Annotated in this window: 19 protein-coding genes and 1 pseudogene; 12 read left to right on the top strand and 8 right to left on the bottom strand. The window is 41.6% G+C overall.

Annotated elements, in window-relative coordinates; translation table 11 throughout:
- Positions 1-146: 146 nt before the first annotated feature.
- Complete coding sequence (locus ACFFAP_RS20815; protein WP_375512991.1) at positions 147-341, bottom strand: DUF2891 family protein; 195 nt, start codon at positions 339-341, stop codon at positions 147-149.
- Positions 342-515: 174 nt separating this feature from the next.
- Between ACFFAP_RS20815 and ACFFAP_RS20810 the strand changes: the two genes are divergently transcribed.
- The gene (locus ACFFAP_RS20810; RefSeq protein WP_375512990.1) at positions 516-1,724 is read left to right on the top strand and encodes a glycosyltransferase family A protein; all 1,209 of its coding nucleotides are present in this window, start codon (positions 516-518) and stop codon (positions 1,722-1,724) included.
- Positions 1,725-1,947: 223 nt separating this feature from the next.
- Here ACFFAP_RS20810 and ACFFAP_RS20805 read toward each other — a convergent pair whose 3' ends face one another.
- From ACFFAP_RS20805 to ACFFAP_RS20780, 6 genes are all read right to left on the bottom strand, one after another.
- Positions 1,948-2,538: a class I SAM-dependent DNA methyltransferase gene (locus ACFFAP_RS20805; RefSeq protein ID WP_375512989.1), complete on the bottom strand. Its 591-nt coding sequence runs from the start codon at positions 2,536-2,538 to the stop codon at positions 1,948-1,950.
- Positions 2,535-3,284 (bottom strand): PIG-L deacetylase family protein, encoded by a 750-nt coding sequence (locus ACFFAP_RS20800; RefSeq protein ID WP_375512988.1) that lies wholly within the window; start codon positions 3,282-3,284, stop codon positions 2,535-2,537. Before ACFFAP_RS20800 ends, ACFFAP_RS20805 begins: the two co-directional genes overlap by 4 nt.
- Positions 3,274-4,428 carry an acyl-CoA dehydrogenase family protein gene (locus ACFFAP_RS20795; protein ID WP_375512987.1) on the bottom strand — a complete coding sequence of 385 codons (1,155 nt, stop codon included), beginning with the start codon at positions 4,426-4,428 and terminating at the stop codon, positions 3,274-3,276. Before ACFFAP_RS20795 ends, ACFFAP_RS20800 begins: the two co-directional genes overlap by 11 nt.
- A 1,083-nt stretch (positions 4,429-5,511) precedes the next feature.
- On the bottom strand, positions 5,512-7,098 hold the full coding sequence (locus ACFFAP_RS20790) for a B12-binding domain-containing radical SAM protein (RefSeq protein ID WP_375512986.1): 1,587 nt from the start codon (positions 7,096-7,098) through the stop codon (positions 5,512-5,514).
- Between the two features lie 819 nt (positions 7,099-7,917).
- The gene (locus tag ACFFAP_RS20785; protein WP_375512985.1) at positions 7,918-8,379 is read right to left on the bottom strand and encodes a type II toxin-antitoxin system VapC family toxin; all 462 of its coding nucleotides are present in this window, start codon (positions 8,377-8,379) and stop codon (positions 7,918-7,920) included.
- Complete coding sequence (locus ACFFAP_RS20780; RefSeq protein ID WP_375512984.1) at positions 8,380-8,694, bottom strand: hypothetical protein; 315 nt, start codon at positions 8,692-8,694, stop codon at positions 8,380-8,382.
- A gap of 83 nt (positions 8,695-8,777) precedes the next feature.
- Here ACFFAP_RS20780 and ACFFAP_RS20775 point away from each other — a divergent pair, with 83 nt between their 5' ends.
- The 6 genes from ACFFAP_RS20775 to ACFFAP_RS20750 all read left to right on the top strand — a co-directional run bounded on the left by ACFFAP_RS20775 (position 8,778) and on the right by ACFFAP_RS20750 (position 13,483).
- Positions 8,778-10,325: an FAD-binding oxidoreductase gene (locus ACFFAP_RS20775; RefSeq protein ID WP_375512983.1), complete on the top strand. Its 1,548-nt coding sequence runs from the start codon at positions 8,778-8,780 to the stop codon at positions 10,323-10,325.
- Positions 10,326-10,348: 23 nt separating this feature from the next.
- Entirely contained in the window at positions 10,349-11,053 is a 705-nt protein-coding gene (locus tag ACFFAP_RS20770) for an actin-binding WH2 domain-containing protein (protein ID WP_375512982.1), read from the top strand.
- A 42-nt stretch (positions 11,054-11,095) separates the two neighbouring features.
- On the top strand, positions 11,096-11,803 hold the full coding sequence (locus ACFFAP_RS20765; protein ID WP_375512981.1) for an actin-binding WH2 domain-containing protein: 708 nt from the start codon (positions 11,096-11,098) through the stop codon (positions 11,801-11,803).
- Positions 11,804-12,088: 285 nt separating this feature from the next.
- Entirely contained in the window at positions 12,089-12,487 is a 399-nt protein-coding gene (locus ACFFAP_RS20760) for a CVNH domain-containing protein (RefSeq protein ID WP_375512980.1), read from the top strand.
- A gap of 86 nt (positions 12,488-12,573) precedes the next feature.
- The gene (locus ACFFAP_RS20755) at positions 12,574-12,849 is read left to right on the top strand and encodes a hypothetical protein (RefSeq protein WP_375512979.1); all 276 of its coding nucleotides are present in this window, start codon (positions 12,574-12,576) and stop codon (positions 12,847-12,849) included.
- A 229-nt stretch (positions 12,850-13,078) separates the two neighbouring features.
- Entirely contained in the window at positions 13,079-13,483 is a 405-nt protein-coding gene (locus tag ACFFAP_RS20750) for an NIL domain-containing protein (RefSeq protein WP_109009783.1), read from the top strand.
- A gap of 37 nt (positions 13,484-13,520) precedes the next feature.
- Here ACFFAP_RS20750 and ACFFAP_RS20745 read toward each other — a convergent pair.
- Positions 13,521-14,596: pseudogene (locus ACFFAP_RS20745) on the bottom strand (DUF3616 domain-containing protein).
- Positions 14,597-14,866: 270 nt separating this feature from the next.
- Between ACFFAP_RS20745 and ACFFAP_RS20740 the strand changes: the two are divergent.
- The 5 genes from ACFFAP_RS20740 (at position 14,867) to ACFFAP_RS20720 (ending at position 21,094) form a co-directional block, all read left to right on the top strand.
- A complete protein-coding gene (locus ACFFAP_RS20740; RefSeq protein WP_375512978.1) occupies positions 14,867-15,850 on the top strand; it encodes a CHAD domain-containing protein in 984 nt (327 codons plus the stop codon).
- A gap of 467 nt (positions 15,851-16,317) precedes the next feature.
- Positions 16,318-16,503, top strand: coding sequence for a hypothetical protein (locus ACFFAP_RS20735; protein ID WP_375512977.1), 186 nt, complete (start codon positions 16,318-16,320; stop codon positions 16,501-16,503).
- 347 nt (positions 16,504-16,850) lie between these two features.
- Positions 16,851-18,728: an NAD(P)H-quinone oxidoreductase subunit F gene (locus tag ACFFAP_RS20730; RefSeq protein WP_375512976.1), complete on the top strand. Its 1,878-nt coding sequence runs from the start codon at positions 16,851-16,853 to the stop codon at positions 18,726-18,728.
- 51 nt (positions 18,729-18,779) lie between these two features.
- Positions 18,780-19,496 carry a carbonic anhydrase gene (locus tag ACFFAP_RS20725; RefSeq protein WP_375512975.1) on the top strand — a complete coding sequence of 239 codons (717 nt, stop codon included), beginning with the start codon at positions 18,780-18,782 and terminating at the stop codon, positions 19,494-19,496.
- A 101-nt stretch (positions 19,497-19,597) separates the two neighbouring features.
- Positions 19,598-21,094: an NADH-quinone oxidoreductase subunit M gene (locus ACFFAP_RS20720; protein WP_375512992.1), complete on the top strand. Its 1,497-nt coding sequence runs from the start codon at positions 19,598-19,600 to the stop codon at positions 21,092-21,094.
- Positions 21,095-21,137: the final 43 nt, after the last annotated feature.

Here is a 21,137-nt window from a genome sequence, read left to right as displayed (position 1 = left end):
CCGAGTAAAAAGGCTCAACTGTCGAGTAAAAAGGCTCAACTCTCTATAATATCGAAAAAGTAAAACTACCGTAACGCAAAGGTTTCAGCGTCAAATTGATAGTTGCCAAAAAATGGATAAAGTCAAGCTTAGATCGCCCAGGCTGTTTAAACAATTTGCCTTTGCAAGCCACGATTCGTTAGGAGGTAAACAGCAAAAGTTCCTACCCAGTGACTAGCTGCATAATGTTCACTTACAATATCTGCTAGTCCATGCTGACGATGATGAAGGGCAGCAGAGCGAAGTGTTTCTATGCGGCGATCGCAAACCAACGCTTTTGTCAGCTTAAAGCATTGGCCCAAACCCTTATAATTTCGTCAAATTCCAAAAGTTTTCAATCTGTTTTCCCTCTACTGACTGTAGGTAGATTCCAAGTAAATGAGAGAACATCCAAAATAGTATTACAAATATTGATAATTTCTGATTGCAGATGAATATACTGTGTGGCTGTTCATGGAGATGGAAAAATGGTTTTTATGGAAAGTAAGCGCTTACTCTTCGTTGCTGACTTTTCGTCTGTACAACTTGAGAAAGACTTTTCTCAAACTTTAGTCCAAATACCGCCTTCACCGCATTGTGAAGTTTGTGTAATTGTTCCAGTTCGCAATGAAGCTCAGATGTTGGCAGCAACCCTTACTGCCTTGATACATCAAGTTGATTTAGAAGGACAGCTTTTAGATCCCAAACGCTACGAAATAATTTTGTTGGCAAATAATTGTAGCGATGATTCAGCAGCTATAGCCCGGAGTTTCGCGGGGCAACATCCAGATATAGCACTGCATGTAGTTGAAAAAACTCTGCCACCTGCAGAAGCCTATATTGGTCGAGTGCGTCAGATTTTGATGGATGAAGCATATCGCCGTTTGTCTAGTTTAGGACGCACAAGGGGGGTAATTGCTTCAACTGATGGAGACTCGCAAGTAAGCCCAACTTGGATTGCTGCCAACCTGTACGAAATTACTTGTGGTGCTGATGCTGTAGGTGGGCGAATTCTCACTGATCGCGCCGAGCGCTCCAATCTAGACCCCTACACCAGAGCTTGTTATCTGCGCTATGTAGGCTACCGTTATTTAATTGCACAGTTAGAAACTTACCTCGAGCCCGACCATTATGACAGCTTTCCTCGCCACTATCAACACTATGGAGCAAGTTTGGCAGTGACAGCAGAAATGTACGCACTAGCAGGAGGCTTACCGCCAGTACAGACTCTTGAAGATGTAGCGTTTTATCGGGCTTTAGTGCGAGTAAACGCTCGTTTTCGCCACAGTCCGTTAGTGCAAGTAATAACTTCGGCAAGACAAATCGGACGCGCTAGCATTGGTATGGCGAACCAGTTAAGTCAGTGGGCAGAAATGGGACGGCAACAGCAATCATTTTTAGTGGAGTCAGCGGCGGCTATCGAAACTCGTTTTGTTGCACGTCGCCAATTACGAGTGATGTGGTGCTGCGCTCTCAATGGCGATCAGCCAAATCATCCCAGCGTCGCATCTTTGGCAGAGATGCTGGGAGTTTCAGCCCAATGGCTTGTCGAGAAATTAACGCAACCTTATTCCTTTGGTGAGTTGTTTGAACTAGTCGAAGAACGCCAGCAAGAAGAACAAACTTGGGCTTCGCGCTGGAAAGACGTGGATATCAAACAAGCAATTGGGGATTTGCGCTTGCGTCTTAAAAGTTTGCGTCAGTAATTGCTAAGGGGAAGCGTTACCCGAAAGTAGGGCAACGCTTCAAAATAAAAATATCCCATTGCTTTTTAGGTAGCAGAGAGCAGGGGGAGGAAAAGTCCTTTTGATTCGATAAATTGGATAATTGATTTTTTGGAGTTCGCCTACAATAACGCTTAGGGAGATTCAAAGCCGTTTCTTCCAAAAGGTAAAACTAAACACCAAAAAATAAGAATCATTTTATTTCTCAGACTCGCTCGAATAAATCAAGTCGATATTCTTCCTCACGTTGACCTTTTAAATGCCGCAGTTTATTCTGGGTCAACTCAAAAAACGAGTCATGAACTTCATCTCCGCTCAATGGATAATTAGGGACATAGAGTGTCCAATGAACTAAAAGTAGATGTCCTCCAGGTTCCAAGTGTTCTAAAATACACTGCTGTACTTTTTTCAGGTCTTCCCAACTCCAGTAATAACCAACTTCCGAAATCAAGGTCAAATCAAACATTTCATCAGGATATTGCTCTGGGACAGGCATAATCTGGAACTTAACATTGGAGAGATGCTGACAGCGCTCTTTTGCTTTATCCTGCGCCAGTTTTGATACATCAACCGAGAGGAGTGAGTCACAACGCTTTTGCAATTTCTCAGTTAAAACGCCAATGGAACCGCCGATTTCAAAGGCAGAGCGATAGCGCTCTTTAGGTAAAGCTGCGATTGTGGCAGCATATTTGTTAGCTTCGTATTCACTCGTCTCGAACTTCCACGGGTCGGGGTTTTCGCTGTAGAGTTTATCGAAGTAGCTGGGTGGTAAAGAATCAGATTGTGACGGGTTCATAGGTTTTCCTCTATATAAACTTCCCAAGGACGAGTGAAGTTCGCTAACATTTCCGGAGTCAGGCGAAAGCCTTCCGGGTCATCGTCAATTAAGTTTGTAATTTGGGAACGATAAGCAGCGATCGCTTGTTGTTTCAACTCCGCTACTGCGCTAATATTTAACCGCCAGGTTGTCACTTCCAGAGATGCTGGCAAACTCCCCCGTTGCTTCCAGTCCCAATCCCAAATAGGATATTCAATCAATCGGGGGGATAAGTGCAAATCATCTAGCGCTGCTTTAATTAACTTCCACGTCGCTCGGTGGTCTGCGTGAGGGTCATATCGCCACGGTAAAAAGATAATTTGTGGGGCGACTTCTGTGATATAAGCACGACAACTAGCTACTGCACTTTCATACTGTGTTGTAATTGACCCATCTTGTATTCTCCAGAAACTGACAGCATTTCCCTCTACACCTAGCAATTTCATTGCTGATAGCGTTTCCGCTTCCCGCAATTCCCGGAGTTTATCTGCGGGATATTTCAGAGAACGAGGGTGTGAAAGTGTACCATCACTGATGACTAAAACTTGCACATCACAATTTAAAGACCGTAACAGAGCGATCGCACCCCCACAACCTAACGTCTCATCATCAGGATGGGGTGCGACGATTAGTGCGGGACTACAAGTGAGTTCATTAATTGAACGCCAAGGTAAAACACTAGGATTGCTTAGTGGTAATCTAATCAAGCCAGATTTATTCATCATTCCAAAGTAAATTAGCAGGATTACTTTCACCCAAGACATACTGCCCTACATTTGCCAAGGCTGCATCAAAAGCAGGTTGGCGCAGATATAGAGTTAAATCTCGAATGATGCGTTCCATCGGATTTGGTGGCATTAAGCCACGAGTCCCAACAGAACGTTCGCACAACTGCATTACATCAATGCAAATTTGTTCAATTGCTGTCCTCACCATGTTTGCATAGGCAACGAGTTGGTCTGCTTGCGGGTGGACAACTGTGGGATAGCCACCAAATATAGGTGCATACGCTGCTACCTTATCCGCAGCCCCCCGCAGCCAGAGATTACCACTTTCAATGGCGATCGCCATTCTGCCCAGTCGTTCTTTTTGATATGGATCGTTTGTATATTCCAACTCTTGGAGATACTGCCGAGTCAGGTTAAACACTGCTTCTGCCCCACCTAGTTGCACAGCAGCAAACCGAATCACCCCAACAGATAACCAGGGCTGTCGATAGTAATCTCCTGGTTGGCCAATTAAGGCGCTCTGATCCAACTCTACACCGCTAAAATCCACTTTGTAACTAGCAGTAGCTCGCATCCCAGAAGGTTGCCACCAACTTGGGTCACTAACTGTTGTAACTTCGTCCATCGGCACAATGCATATTTGCCAACCGCCGTCTGGCAATACTCCATTAACGAAAGGACGTTCAACATACCCTGCACCAGTACAAAACGTTTTAGAACCTTCCAACCGATAACGTCCATTCTCACAAGCAATTATCTTGACACCATCTGAGGCTTCGGCATTCCAAACGCCAAATATTTTATGACGCTCACGCGCATCGCGAGCATATCTTGTGATTTGTTCTCCAGTACCAAAGGTCTGAATCAGTTGCAGGGCGTTGATATGTCCTTCATAAATTCGCCCAACTGCCAGATTGCCATGCCCTATCTGTTTTAATAGTATTAGAAGCTCGTAGATAACACTAGCATCTATTCCTGCACCCCATCCGCCTAATTCTTTCGCCAATGGTGCAGCCAACAACCCAGCCTTAGCAATTAACTCAAACTCTTGCTTGGGAAAAGCACCATTGTAATCTATTACACTGGCATTATTTGCACAATAATCAGCAATTTCTGTGGCACGTTTGAGATCCAGAGTCATGTTGGAATCATGCCATTTTGGAATGACGACATTCTGTGGTAGTTGGATGCTAATAACCCACTCCTTTCTATAATCTTTCTTTATGCATTGTTGATAATAATGAAATTAAGTCAGTTAATACCTCTATCTTTTGTGTGATTATATACTCAATAAAAAGGAGGAAAATTTCCAGAACGAACTTTTTATTTATTCGCAACTGATACAACGCCTCATCCGCGTCCTGATGCTAGGACGTTAGTTGAAGGTGGGTATATTTATCAATAAAATACAATAAAAGGTAACAAACCTATCAACGTCGAGCATTTTTATTCGCTACTGTCAATCCTACTAAAGAAAGAGACTGATGGTAATGCAGCTTGGATTGCCTTGTTATGTCAGGTTACAACGCAACTAACTAAGTACAGTTTAGTTTGTCTGTCTTCAAAAAGGGACGGAAATCAAGCCGCAGTCATCACGTCATGTGGAGAGGAATCATTAAGTGTTTGACTTCGGCTCCTTGATAAAACTTTGACGAGAGATTTCTGGCTGCACTCAAAAGGGTATGCTTAAAGATTCTATTGATGAATGCTTTTATCCCTTCTGCCAAAGCCTGTTTGTTTATAAAATCTGAAATCTTAAAGCCTTTTCAGTTTTACGTAAAAGCGTAGCGTTTTTAATCTAGGGAACGCATTAACACATGCGGCCGACGCATTGGCATTGCCAGGACTTACGCAAAGGTAACGTATTTCCGTCATTGCGAGCAAAGCAATCTTATCAAGACTGGGATTGCAACTTTTAGAGACGCTACGCGAACACTACAATGCGTTTCGTACCCTACGGGAACGCCAAAGGCGAAGGCAATGACCAATCATCGCTGCGTAAGTCCTGATTGCAAGGGTACGCATTAATAATGCGGCCGATGCATTGGCATTGCGAGGGCACGCATTAACAATGCGGCCGATGCATTGGCATTGCAAGGGCACGCATTAACATTGCAAGGTATTGCATTGGCATTGTCAGGGCACGCATTAACATTGCAAGGTATTGCATTGGCATTGTCAGGGCACGCATTAACATTGCAAGGTATTACTTTTCTTTAATTGGCTACGAATTAACCATCACTTGTGCTTCAAGTTTTACCCTAGCTTCTGCTTCCAAAAATCCAGCGACTTGAGCCTCAATTTCATCCCGGACAATTTGGCGATACTCCAAGAAATGCTCAATTTGGGCACAAACAGCTAAGTAGCTACTCACCCCACCCGGATTATGCTGATACATGTTCCACAAGTTGCGCCAGAATTGCCAGCGCGTTTGACGACGGACACCTTGGCGCCAGCAAATGATCAGAAACGCTCGGAGTACTTTCCAGTTCAATGGTTTCTTGGCAGCTTTGCCCTTTTTCGGGTAGGTTGCTTCGCCCAAAAGCCGGAAATGTTTGTATGTACGCTCCAAAAACCGCTCTGGCTCATACAAATCACAAAACGCCTGCACATATTCACGAGCGATGTCTTCTAAAGGTCGAGTTGGGACAAAGTTCATCAACGTGGTTTGGTTGATATTGGCTGATTTATTGCGGAGTCGTCCTTCCTTTTCTAATCTATGCCAAAGCGCTGTATCTGGAAGTGCTTGCAGCATACTAAATAAGGCAGTGGGAATTGCTGTTTCCTCGACAAACTTGACAATTCGTGCGCCGGCTCCTACTTTCTCGCCATCAAACCCAATGATAAAGCCTGCCATGACTCGCAACCCTGAGCGGGTAATTCTATTTACCGCCTCACTGAGCGAGTCTCTGGTATTTTGGTATTTCTGAGTGAAAGTGAGACTTTCTTCGTCTGGGGTTTCAATTCCCAGAAAAACGGCTCCAAAATTACACGCTACCATCAAATCCATCAGTTCTTGATCTTGGGCTAAATCAACTGAAGCCTCTGTGGCAAAGGAAAAGGGATAGTTATGTTCTACCATCCAGGGCAGAAGAGACTTCAAAAATAATTTGACATTCCGCTTATTACCGATGAAGTTGTCATCCACCATAAAAATACTGCGTCGCCAACCCAGTTTATACAGATAATCTAGTTCTGCTAATAGTTGTTCTGGGTTTTTGGTGCGGGGTTTGCGACCGTATAGCACAATAATGTCGCAGAATTCACACTGGAAGGGACATCCACGGGAAAATTGCACTGACATCTCCGCGTATGCTTCAAATTCTAGCAAGTCAAAGCGAGGAGTTGGAGTATTGGTAACATCGGGTTTTTCACCGCCAGAGCGAAAAATGCCTGTGCGATCGCCCCGTGCGATCGCTGCTACAAATAAGGGTAGGGTGATTTCCCCTTCGTCCAATATTAAGTAATCTGCTCCGGCGGATGTCATTTCATCTGGTAGGGCTGTCGGGAAAGGGCCACCCACAGCTACCCGTTTACCTCTGCGTTTTGCTTCTAATATCTGAGAGAGTAAATCCTCTTTTTGCACAATCATCGCCGACATAATAACCAAATCTGCCCAAGCCCACTCTGCTTCCGTACAGACGCGAACATTTCGATCTACTAACTTATACTCCCATTGTTGAGGTAATATCGCGGCTACAGTTACTAAGCCTAAAGGCGGTAGCATTGCTTTACGGTCTAATAAAGCCAGTGTTTTTTCAAAAGACCAAAAACTTTTTGGAAAACGGGGGTATAGAAGTAAAACATTCATATTTGACGTTTATAAACCTTCATCTTGGCTGCTGGTTGAATTTACATACAATTTAGCCACTCTGACAACACATTAGAGGAGCTTTTGTATCCAGTAACTGTAACCTTTACTATGACTGATTTAGACATAACTGTGTTATTTTCAATCCTATACAAGGTGTATTTGCACTTTCAAGCTATTTAGACGGGCTGCAACCCGTCTTTATTTATCTCTAAATCATTTTAAAATCTCGTAAATCTCGTTTACAGGTAAAACCAGGAAATGCTCTTTCATTGGGCTGCTGCCGCGAATTCGGAAGAGGGCTAAGATTGTACCTTGTATGATTAGGAAGCGCTATACCTGCGATCGCTTCCCTATTTGAAGCGGGTAATAAATTATTGCTTGCGATCGCAAAATTATTCGATTTAGGATAATTTTGCGTGAGTTAGACGAACCTCTCCTTGCCTTGAACTAAAGTTCAACTCTGTCCCTCTCCGATGGGCAAGAGGGACAGATTTTATGTAGTAAAACCTCTTAGAGGTCTTTTTATTCGACTAATTATGTGGATGCCATGCGATCTGTCGAACTCACGTTAGTTTAACAATCAGCCTCTGAACATCCGCGACGAGTTTTTGAACTCTGTTAATGAAAAATATCTAACGATTTCTGAATTTACAGGGGTCAGCGTGTAGTAAAATTTGCTCACCTCTGTAAAGTGAAACATAACTTTAGACTTTTTTGCTCAAAATCTCCGAGGACGTCAATCAGTTACCTGATTCACCGGATTCCGAGAAACCAGACATTAAAGAATAGAAGAAAAAGTGCAAGGTGACAACCCAATTAGCTCTCAGAAGATAGTGGTGTAAAGCTAGTTGGGTTCACAGGGGTGACTTCAGAAGCGTAGCGGTTAAAGTCCCTAACGTTGAAAGTTAAGATATGGGTTAGCCCGTTGACTAACATTGAGGCTACAAGCCTAGCATCGTGGACATTTACCCTCATTACCCCATACTGTAAAATTAATCGCTTCCACTCTGGATAAATCTCAGGTACATCTGGCAGTACCAAGAAGAAACCTTCTAAGCGCTCCAGTTCCGTCCTAGCTTCAGCTATGGTTAAGCCTAAGCCGTTCCTTTGGGCAGGTCGTGTTGCACTTCGCCAAAACTCTATGAGGTTTTGCGAGGTAATAAAAAGCTCTAACTCTGCTCCTCGTAAAGCTGAAATTGCGTTCAGTGTATCTGCATACATTGGGTGGTGTGGCTGTACGCTTAGTAGCAATAAGTTGGTATCGACAAGATAAGTCACTTAAATATCTTCGGACTCCTCATCATCGTATATTCCTGCCCGACTTAAAGCATACTCTGATAGTAAGGGCGTATCTCGCCTATGGCTCTCTGCCCATTCCCGAAAAGCTGTTATCCACTCAAGAGCCGTTGCAGTTTTGTAAAATGGCTGCTCCTGTTTTGATTTCATCAACTGCTCAAGCAATGCATCTAAATGTGGCTTAACCACTTCAACAGGGAGCTTAGTTACGTTTGCTAACACCTGCACAACGCCTTCTAACTCTTCTCTGTCAACCTCTGAGGGTAATGGTAGTATTTGATTATTATTGTTGACCACGCTCGTAGCTCTCCATAAATAATATCGTATCTACTTTCTTCATTCTCAGGTAATTTTGGAATGTAGAGTTAAGTTTTTCCAAAATGTCTTTAACTGAAAAAATTCTTTCCCAATTACCCGGCGATGTTTTAGGAGGGTTGCGCCAAGGCGATCGCATCTTAACATCTGTGCGCGAAAACACCGCACCTGTACCAACGTTAGTTAAAGAAAGCCAACAGCCTTTAGGAGTTGCAGACTTCGATGTACTTATCTGCGGTGGCACTTTAGGTATTTTAATTGGTTGCACCTTAGCGGTGAAGGGACTGCGGGTGGCGTTGATGGAACGGGGTATTTTGCAGGGGAGGGAACAAGAGTGGAATATTTCTCGCAAAGAATTAGATGTGTTTGTGGAATTAAACTTACTAACAGAGGAAGAATTAGAGAGTGCGATCGCCACTCAATATAACCCAGCGCAAGTTAGTTTTGCTGGCGGTACAGAAGTTTGGGTAGAGGATGTTTTGAATATCGGCGTAGATCCAGTTTATCTACTAGCTACTTTGAAAACCCGATTTCTCGCCGCAGGTGGAAAGTTGTTAGAAAACACACCCTTTACGGAAGCAGTGGTTCATCCAGATGGGGTGATGGTAAATAACCAATTCAAAACTCGGTTGTTAATCGACGCAATGGGACATCTTTCACCGATCACTCAACAAGCACGTCAAGGCAAAAAACCAGATGCACTGTGCTTAGTTGTCGGAAGTTGCGCCCAAGGTTTTGCGGAAAATAACTCAGGCGACTTGTTATTATCATTTACATCTTTGCAGAATCAATGTCAGTACTTCTGGGAAGCGTTCCCAGCCAGGGATGGCAGAACAACTTACTTGTTTACTTACATGGATGCACATCCCCAACGCTTGAGTTTAGAAGCTCTATTTGAGGAATATCTGCGTCTTTTACCAGAATATCAGGGAGTGGAGTTGAGCAAACTGAAATTTCAACGAGCGCTATTTGGTTTCTTTCCCACCTATCGCCAAAGCCCCATCAAAACCCCTTGGAGTCGTATTCTACCAGCCGGAGATAGCAGTGGTAGTCAATCTCCCTTGAGTTTTGGTGGTTTTGGGGCAATGGTGCGTCACCTGAAGCGTTTAACGTTTGGCATTTACGAAGCACTGGAAACAGAACAATTATCTGCAAAGGACTTAGCACTACTGCAACCCTATCAGCCAAGTTTGACTGTTACCTGGTTGTTTCAAAAGGCGATGAGTGTTGGTGTAAATCAGAAAATAGCCCCAGATCAAATTAACCAACTACTCTCGGCGGTATTTCAGGAAATGCAACAGTTGGGTACACCAGTGCTAAAACCATTTTTACAGGATATAGTGCAGTTTTCGGCACTAACACAAACACTGTTAAAAACTGGTTTAGATCATCCTGTATTAGTTGCCAAGATAATTCCGCAAGTAGGTTTGGCAAGTTTGTTAGATTGGATGTTACATTACAGTAATTTAGGTGTGTACACTGCCTTCTTTTGGCTAAGTCCAATGCTAGAAACATGGATTAAGAATCAACCAAAAGAACAACAATATTATTGGCATCGTTTGATTGATGCCTGGAAGTATGGTTCTGGCGGTGATTACTCAGATGAAACTTAGAATTTTAGCTGTGTGAGGATAACATGATTGAACGCAAATCTTTAAGAATCAAATACTTTGCGGTGCTGATTGGATTCCTGCGCGATCGCCAAGGTTTTCTAGAGGAAATTCGCCAAGGTACGAGATTACCAAATAAAATCATTTCTCTGCTAGTTTGTAGTTCCTTATTTATTGCTGCTTATGGCGGAATCATTGGTGCATACCATAGTTGGATGCAAGCTTTGTCTTCCGCCATTAAACTTCCAGCCCTTTATTTAATTACACTCCTAATTTGTATCCCGACGTTGTACTTTGCTAATGTTATTTTTGGTTCCAAGCGGACTTTTGCACAGCATTTAGCATTAGTATTAACTGCGGTTTCAGTCACGAGCGTACTTTTATTTAGCTTTGCACCAATCACACTGTTTTTCTTAATTACCACGAAGAATTACCAATTTTTAATTCTGTTAAATGTCTTCATCTTTGCCATAACTGGATTTATTGGTGTTTCGTCTTTATATCAAGCTACGAGTTTAGTTTTAGAACAAGATAATGAAGGTAGCAAGACACGCCAGAAGATTTTACAATTTTGGCTATTTCTTTACGCTTTCGTAGGCAGTCAGTTAGGATGGACTCTCAGACCATTTTTTGGCACACCTGATTCGGCTTTTCAACTATTCCGCGAAAGAGAAGGTAATTTTTATTTGAGTGTCATTAAATCTATTGGCTATCTCTTGGGAATCCATTAAATATTCATTAGTAATTCCACAAAATATACAATAGATAAAAATATGCAGAACAAGGAAAAGTTTGGAATTCAACAATTGGGTGTCTTGGTTAATTTACTCCGCGACCGCCAGGCGTTCTTAGAAGAAATTCGTCATGGAGTAAGATTACAAAATAAAATCAGTTCTCTATTCGTCTCTAGTTCCATTTTTTTTGCCATTTATGGCGCAATTATCGGCGCATCTCACAGTTGGGCACAAGCATTATCTGGTGCTATAAAACTTCCAGCATTTTATTTATTAACACTAATTATTTGTTTTCCCACTTTGTTCTTTTTTAATGTTTTGTTTGGTTCCCGTAGCAGTATTCAACAACATTTCGTTGTGTTGCTCACATCTGTATCAGTAATTAGCGTACTTTTATTCAGCTTGGCACCAGTTACGCTATTTTTTCTGATCACTACACCCGATTATTATCAATTTTTTAAACTTTTAAATGTGTTAATTTTTGGCATTACAGGTATTTTTGGCGTTAAATTTATTTATGAAGGAATGCAATTACTTTCTCAACAAGATGAAGTTGGCAAAAAAACCCGCACCACTATTTTAAAATCCTGGTTATTGCTTTATGCCTTTGTTGGTATGCAGTTAGGATGGTTTATCAGACCGTTTTTTGGTGCCCCTGACTCTAAATTTGAATTATTTCGGGCGGTGAAAGGCAACTTCTATCTGGATATTGTAGCGGCGATTTATGAAATTTTAGGTTTGCACTAATTTAAGATTTATACAAATACGCTTGATGTTAGTAATATTTTTGACATTTGGGCGCGAAAACTGGGGACGGCATTAACAGAGGACATCATAAGTGACTGGGATAGTACTGCATTTACTAGATAGGGTTAACTAGAGTAAAAAATTTCTCTGATGACTTGTAACACTTTCGCCAACAGTGTTGGGGCGTGAACTTACCTCCTCTAGAGTCAAAAAATTATCGGATTGCATCCGAAATCAGTTTATTTGAAGATGTAGAATAATTTGTCGGCATAGAGAAGTAAAATCATGAAGCGAAATTTATTTAGTGTAATTGCTCTTTTAGCAACATCTACTTTAGTAGGAATTAATAACCCTGCGAATGCTACAGCTAGCAGTTATCAGAAAAGCTGTAACCATATCTCAGTTTTTGGAAACGTTCTATCAGCTAGTTGTAGCCGAAGCAATGGTTCGTTCAACAAAACTTCAATAGAGTTACGGGGGATTGAAAATAATAATGGCACTTTCCAAGTGACTGACCCTGGTAAAGCTAGCAATTATCAGTTCAGTTGCCAGAATATCCGCATCAGAGGAAACTATTTAAAAGCTGCTTGTAAAAGAAGAGATGGCAGACTTCAGTGGACTTCAACAGTCTTGCAAGGAATTGAAAATATTAATGGTGTTCTGAAGTATACCAGCAGTCCCTGAGTCGAAGTAAAACCGACCTCCAAAATGGCGAAGCTAAAATTCTTGCTAGGGTCAACAAAAAACCTTTCATCAAATCCATAAAACTTGTGCATTTTGGTGAACATCTAGCCACCGATAAAAAAGTGGTTGATGTAAAGTCGGAAAATCCAGAGATATCCAGCAATCGATTAGTATACGAATTGATTACGGAATTAACAGATTTTACAATTCCCCGCGTTGGTCACTTTGATCGTGCTACCATCACAATGATTATCGACGCTGCGACGGGAGAGACTTTGAGTAGTGATATTTATGCTCCTGCGGGTGCATTTAAATCTAACCATCACGCTTTACCACCTCGTGAGCAATGGAAAAACGAGTAAGGGGTATTAGTAGCATTGGATGCTGTTTGTTAGTTTTTACTTACTAACCACTGCTGGTGTTTTAATCTCACTAGACCAAAAAGTTTTTTAGGTAATTAAACTATAGAGTAGGGTAGCACAGCTAGCTTTGCTACCCTACGACACTGCATTGCATTCTCTAACTGAGTAATGATATTTGGAGTTATAAAACTCCCAATACGCTACAACTGAAAAACCCTCTGCTAAACCTGTGAAAAAACGAGTAACACTCACCTTCCCAAAACGCGCCGTGCAAATGCCAGTCACTTACGTACTGGCTAAAGAGTTTAACGTCGCCGCCAATATTATCCGCGCTCAAGTTGCCCCAAATCAAATTGGCAAACTGGTAGTGGAACTATCGGGAGACATCGATCAATTAGATGCGGCGATCGAGTGGATGCGATCGCGCCATGTTAATGTTTCTCATACATTAGGCGAAATTGCGATCGACGAGGATGTGTGTGTCCACTGTGGCTTGTGTACTGGGGTTTGTCCTACCGAAGCCCTCACCCTCCACCCAGAGACATACAAACTCACATTCACGCGATCGCGTTGTATCGTCTGCGAACAGTGTATCCCCACCTGTCCTGTACAAGCAATCTCCACTAACCTTTAATAATCCAAAATCTAAAATCCAAAATCCAAAATTCATATCAGCCCAGCTTAAACACATCCCCTATTACACCACTATCACCCACCAGTCTAGTTTTTGCTGGAGAGTCATAAAGTCATAAACTACCAATAGCGAAGGTATGCCAGCAACATCCTGAAACAGCGTCATTCCCTCAGCGTGATCTTCCCGATTTCCATAGGGAATATCTTGTACAAAATCTGGATTGCTGAAGACATTTTCTGGCAAGTTAACGCCATTTATCCAGCGATAAACTTGCACGGGCCCATCTAAATCCATCGTTGGCCCAGCTAAAATCAACAAATCTTTTCCATCTAGACACAAATCCCGGATTCCCAAACCATTCAACCAGATAAAATGCTTTTTATATAACTCCTTCGCTTCTCCAATTTGCCGTAGTTTCAGAATTCCAGGGCTAGAATCTTCTAACTCAATTTCCAGCACTACAGCCCAACCCCGCAATACAGGGCCGCGCAAACCCAGAAAAATGCGGTTTTGATAAACCCCTATTCCTTCAATATCAAAGCCGTTATCTTTTCCCGCAATTGCAGCCTTGATAAATAAGCCTAAATGGGCGTCATCTGCCAAAGCTGTCATTAGCAAATTACCCTGGTTCGTCACCTCTAGTTTAGCGGCATTCAATTGCACATCTGGATTTTGGGGATGTGGGCAAGATGAGAATAACTTACCATCTATCAAAGGAATCCGTCCTAAAAGATAACGGTTGGGTTCTGATTCAATTTTTGTCAGCCTTTTAAAGTTTTGTGCATCGGTTTTATCAGGTTTAGGTTTTTTGCGTTTGTAACTATGAGAACCAACAAACCATAAGTAATAATCTGTGTAAGCAAGTCCTTCTATATCAATTTCTTGGTCTTCTGGCGCAGGTAAATTGATAAATTCTGCTACCCGAAATTGTTGATTATCTGTAAAATTATCAGTATCAATCAAAGAGAGACGTTCAATAGTTGAAGTTTCATCTGACCCCAGCCATAAATATTTCTGGTGTGTTAGCAGCACTGCTGATAGGTCTTCTCTATGTTCTTTAAAATTATCTACAAAAGTTAAGAAAACTTGATTGAGCAAATTTGAGTTTGACATTTTATAATTGCAAAAAAAATGATGCTATCATAATAAATGATCTAATATCATGCTAAATATTTTTATAAACTATCATACATATAAAATCGCCAGGCTAAATCTGCTCTTTAGACCTTTGATAGATATTGGATGTTTCTATAAGAGGATGCAAGCATTGCTTATAAGCATACTTTATAATACTCTTTGAAGAAAAAATATTAAAAGTAAATACAAATTTTTAACTGATGTTATTATGCAATAACATCATGAGGTAGTAATCAAAGATCAATTATGAAATTAGCCACAGAACCCACGGTAAAAACTCTAGGGGACTACGCCTACCAAGCGATTGAAAAACACTTTAAGAAAACCTTGAAGTGGGAAAAATCAGTAAAGAAAGATGAAGATCCAGAAGCGCTGCACCAAATGCGAGTGGGAATGCGTCGTCTACGCACGGCTGTAACTCGGTTTGGACTAGCGGTGGATGTACCAAAACCAGTCAGTGATAAAAATATCGGTAAAATAGCCCGTCGTCTTGGTAATTTGAGAGATTTAGACGTACTCAAAGAAAGTTTAGAAAACGATTACAAACCAAACTTACCCCGCAAAGAACAGGAATCTCTACAAACAGCTTTCACAGCTTTGGCGAAACAACGTGAAGATGTACTATCGAGTGTACAGAAAACGTTAAAAGATGAATCTTACAAATCTTTAAAAGATGCATTAGACAAGTGGTTAGAGAAACCCAGTTATCAACCTTTGGCATCTTTTACCATTCAGCAGATATTACCAGATTTACTTTTACCAGAAGTCAGTAACTTCTTACTGCATCCAGGTTGGCTAGTTGGCACGCAATTTGTGGAATCAGAAGTGATAATCCAGAAAAAATGGAAACCAGAAAAGATAGAAAAACAATTAACAACAGAAGGTGAAATTATTCACAGTTTGCGAAAAGAAGCTAAACGTATACGCTACCAGATGGAGTTATTTACTGACTTATATAGCGAGTCTTACGCAGCTTATCTTACAGAAGTGAAAAATATCCAAGAAATTTTGGGTACGATGCAAGATAGTGCTGTCTTAACTGACTGGCTTACAGATGTCTTCAAGTCAGAAATTCAGACTGAGTTGCCTACCCTTGCTACTTTGTTAACTGAAAATCGTTACCAGTCGTGGCAGAAGTGGCAACCCTTGCAAGAACGGTATCTGAAAGTTGAAACTAAGCATAGCTTTCATTTAACAATACTGCACCCGCTTTCAGGAGTACTAGGTTAAAAGTTTCTCTTTATTGGGAAAGGATTGGACTAACGAGTAAACAATAAAATAGGAGCCTATAGCAACAAAAGATAAACACTGCTCTGGGAATCTGGACAATATAGGTATTTTTGGCAGAATGCAAGCCTGAAATTAATACACATCTCCAGAAATTAAATATGCGTTATCTAGAACCCTTGTAGAGACGTAATAATGCTATGTCAAAACAATTCTTTTTCACTCCTATGTCTAATCTAATAGTGCTTTCTAGCATTGCTCCCCGCTTAGTTTGACCGGGGAGCGCCTTACAGTCGCAACCTCACCCCGTATTTGCTGGGAGCAAACACTCGCCTCTCCAAAGCATCGGCTATCCATTACCTGGATCTTTCTTAACATTTGCGAAAGCGATCGCTAAGTGTGTGGTTTGTGTCTCAAGTATTAATGTGGATATAGACACAGCACAATAACTTGCATTAGAGGAACTACTAATGAACCGCTCGAAAATAATTGCCATTCTTACAGGTGCGATTTCTGTCATTTTAGCGATCGCCTATCTCATCTTAGTCCAACTGCTGGACTACCGGGACATGAAACCCGCCCCTATCAGCCAATTTGACCAAGCGCCTGCGATTATTTCTGTTTTTTCACAGGTTGACAAAATTACCGCAGTGTGAATCACATTTAGCTGAATTATAGAGACGCTATCACTAGCGTCTCTTATCATTTATATCAATAAATAAAAATCAATGGTGACTATTGATTAAGCCAATAGTTAATTCATAGATAAAAAGCAATAGCTATTATTAATTAATAAAATACTCTATTGTATAAGATTTATTTAGAGTATTTATCTTATATTTGTTTAAATAAAGTAATTCACTTTTGACAGATATAACGGTAAGCTGTTTTTAACAAAAAAAACAAAGATAAATTTGTCTTACAGTGTATTGCTGGGTTAGCTGGGATCAACGTAGGTTGACTCAAACCCCCAAATTTTTGATGACAATATAGAGGTAAATTGATGGCTCAGTTTCTACTTGAGACTGTTTGGCTAGTTCCGTGCTATGCCTTAATAGGTGGCTTGTTAGCCGTGCCTTGGTCGCCGGGGATCATTCGGAAAACGGGGCCAAGACCGGCGGGTTATGTAAACTTGGTGATGACATTTTTGGCGTTTGTACATAGTGCGATCGCCTTACAAGCAACTTGGAATCAGCCAGCCCAAGAAGTATTTATTCCTTGGTTATCGACAGCTGGTTTAGACCTCACCATTGCTTTGGAAATATCCTCAGTGAGTGTCAGTGCTTTAGTTGTGATTACTGGCTTGAATTTGCTGGCGCAGATTTATGCGATCGGCTACATGGAAATGGATTGGGGATGGGGACGCTTCTATTCCTTATTAGGATTATTTGAAGCGGGACTATGTGCCCTTGCTCTATGTAATAACTTGTTCTTCAGCTATGTAATTTTGGAAGTCCTGACGCTGGGAACCTACCTACTAGTCGGCTTATGGTTTAGCCAGCCGTTAGTAGTCTCAGGTGCGAGAGATGCTTTCTTAACTAAGCGGGTAGGAGATTTATTCTTACTAATGGGCGTCTTGGCATTATGGCCCTTAGCCGGAACTTGGAGTTATCCAGAACTAGCCAAGTGGGCGGCTACTGCTAACGTCAACCCGACAACAATGGCACTGGTAGGTTTAGCCTTAATTGCCGGGCCGATGGGTAAATGTGCCCAGTTTCCCCTACATCTGTGGTTGGATGAAGCGATGGAAGGCCCCGTTCCCAGTACGATTTTGCGGAATTCGGTAGTAGTAGCTAGTGGTGCATGGGTGCTGATTAAATTGCAACCAGTGTTAACCATCTCGCCCATAGTTTCCTCGGCTATGGTGTGCATTGGGGTAGTGACAGCGTTGGGTGCTTCTTTAATTGCGATCGCTCAAATCGATCTTAAACGCTGCCAATCCTATTCTGTCAGCGCATACATGGGTTTAGTATTCATCGCTGTGGGAGTGCAACAATATGAAGCAGCGCTATTGTTAGTACTCACTCACGCCATATCCGCAGCCCTGTTGGTGATGAGTACTGGGGGAATTATTTGGAATAGCATCACCCAAGATGTTACCCAATTAGGCGGATTGTGGACACGTCGCCCGATTTCTGCGATCGCCTTTATTGTCGGGACTTTGGGATTAATTGGTTTTCCACCTTTAGGTAGTTTTTGGGCGTTGATGGAACTAGCAGATGGGTTATGGGAAACCCAACCTTGGTTAGTGGGAATAGTGATAACGGTAAATGCTTTAACAGCCGTGAGTTTAACTAGAGAATTCGGTTTAATTTTTGGTGGTAAAGCTACACAAATGAGTCAGCGATCGCCTGAAGCACACTGGCCAATGATTCTGCCAATGATGATTTTACTTGGGGTCAGTCTACATCTTCCTTTAGTGTTGCAAAGCTTATCACTTTTACCAAATTGGGCAACTCTCAATAAAGATGTCGCACTGCTTTTAATTTGGTCGAGTATTTTCGGTTGCAGCATCACTGGTGTGATTTATTTCAGCAATATTCCTAAACCGATTCGTTTGCCTTGGAAAGGTTTACAAGACTTAATCGCATACGATTTTTACACTCCCAATATCTATCGGATGACCATTATTTTTGGAGTTGCCAAAATTTCCCAACTGGCTGATATGATTGACCGCTTTGTAGTAGATGGCATCGTTAATTTGGTTGGTTTATTTTCGCTATTAGGTGGCGAAGGTCTTAAATACAGTACCTCTGGACAAACCCAGTTTTATGCCTTAACCGTTCTTTTAGGAGTAGGTGTTTTAGGAATGTGGGTAACTTGGCGATTTTGGGGAATCCAGTTTTTAAATTTGGTTTTTCAAATTTCGACACTTGGGTAGTAGTAACTATCCTACTAAAAGTTAACAATTTAATATTTTGATAAGAATTCCATGAGCATACAACATCCCCAGATAAATCTTTCCAGAAGAAGTTTATTCAAATTTGGTGCAGGTGCGATCGGTACAGGTGTATTGACAGCCGGACTTAGCTCAAACTTACTTGCAGCCGAAAACAAAGCTCCAGTAGAAGATGATATTACCCCTGATAAAGCACTGCAAGAGTTATTAGATGGGAATGATAGGTTTGTGAAAAGGAAACGGCGCAATCCCAATCAAACTTATTCACGTTTGGTCGAAGTTGCCAAAGGTCAAAAGCCCTTTGCTTCTGTTTTAGGTTGTGCGGATTCACGAGTTCCTTCAGAGATTGTCTTTGACCAGGGACTTGGAGATTTATTTGTCTGCCGCATAGCTGGGAATATTGCCACAACACAGCAAATTGGTAGCTTAGAATTTGGCAGTTTAGTATTAGGTTCCAAAGTCATTATGGTAATGGGGCATGAAAGATGTGGTGCGGTAGATGCCGCGATTAAAGGTGTTCAAGTACCAGGACGAATTGGAAGTTTGCTTGAGGCAATTCAACCAAGTGTAGAAAGTTCAAAAGGAAAACCAGGAGATAAGTTAGAAAACGCTTGTAAAGCAAATATCGCGGCGCAAGTTGAAAAATTGAAATCATCTTCAGTTTTATCTGAATTAATCAAAGCAGAAAAGCTGAAAATAGTCGGTGGTTATTACGATTTAGATACTGGAAAAATCAGCGTAGTCAGTTAGCTTTTTGTCCTTTGTCATTGGTTATTGGCTAAGAGTCAGTCATAAACGGCAAAAGACCAAAGATGAAGGACAAAGGACAAAAGAAAAAGGACAAAATTACCATGTTAAGTGTATTGATTTGGCTTCCAATTTTTGCCGCTATTTTCATAGCAATATTACCTGTAAGTATCCCTAAGAATCGCATTCGTTTAGCAGCATTAATTTTTTCTGGAATAGTTCTCTTCTGGAATCTTTTTATCCTGCTAAAATTTGACATCAGCAATCCAGGGATGCAATTTAAAGAGTATTTACCCTGGAATGAAACCCTTGGCTTGAGCTATCAATTAGGTGTTGATGGGCTTTCTATCTTGATGTTGGTGTTAAATAGTCTGCTCACCTGGATTTCTATTTACAGCAGTAGTCAAGAAACTGAACGCCCCCGGCTGTTTTACTCCATGATTTTATTAGTGAGTGGAGGAGTCGCAGGTGCTTTTCTAGCAGAGAATCTGCTACTATTCTTCCTATTCTACGAACTAGAACTAATCCCTTTCTATTTACTAATTTCCATTTGGGGAGGGGAAAAACGGGGTTATGCTGGGATTAAATTCCTGATTTATACTGCTGTTTCAGGAGCATTAATTCTGGCAACATTCTTGGGTATGGTGTGGCTGAGTGGTTCTACTAATTTTGCTTTTGATGCAGTCTCTACAGAAAACCTGTCAACAGCAAAACAAATCCTTTTACTAGCAGGGATAGTATTAGGTTTTGGGATTAAAATTCCCTTGGTTCCCTTCCATACTTGGCTACCAGATGCTTATGTTGAGGCTTCAGCACCAATTGCCATTCTTCTCGGTGGTGTGTTGGCAAAGCTAGGAACCTATGGACTGCTGCGATTTGGGTTGGGTATGTTTCCCCATGCTTGGAGTATTATTGCACCGACTCTGGCAATTTGGGGAGCAATCAGCGCTATCTATGGGGCGGTAATTGCGATCGCTCAAAAAGATATCAAGCGCATGGTAGCATACAGTTCCGTCGGTCACATGGGCTATATCTTGCTAGGTGCTGCCGCCAGTACTCCCTTAGCACTCGTTGGTGCAGTCGCCCAAATGTTTAGTCACGGTATCATCCTAGCAATCCTCTTCCACTTGGTGGGAGTTGTAGAATCTAAGGTTGGTACGCGCGAGTTAGATAAACTCAATGGTTTAATGAGTCCCATACGCGGTTTACCCCTAATTAGCGCTTTACTAGTTTTAAGTGGTATGGCTAGTGCTGGTATTCCCGGTTTAACAGGATTCATCGCCGAATTTATTGTCTTTCAAGGTAGTTTCTCTGTCTTTCCCATCCCGACGATTTTGTGTGTAGTTGCTAGTGGATTAACCGCAGTTTATTTTGTCATCCTCCTCAACCGCACTTGTTTTGGCAGACTTGATAACTTCGCCTACTATCCCAAAGTCCTTTGGTCTGAGAAAATCCCAGCTTTAATTTTGGCAGTTTTCATCATCTTTTTGGGAGTACAACCTACTTGGTTAGTGCGTTGGAGTGAATCCACAACTACAACAATGGTGGCTGCAATTCCCTCATTAGAAAAAACCGTAATCTCTGAAGTAGCCCTGAAATAGCTTACAGGTTATAGGTTACAGGTTATAGTTTCTTCCTCTATCC

Origin of the sequence: uncultured Nostoc sp., from assembly GCF_964245575.1 — a bacterium.
Lineage (GTDB): Bacteria > Cyanobacteriota > Cyanobacteriia > Cyanobacteriales > Nostocaceae > Nostoc.
Note: the sequence above shows the minus strand (reverse complement) of the source record. Positions and strands in the feature narration are given on the sequence as shown.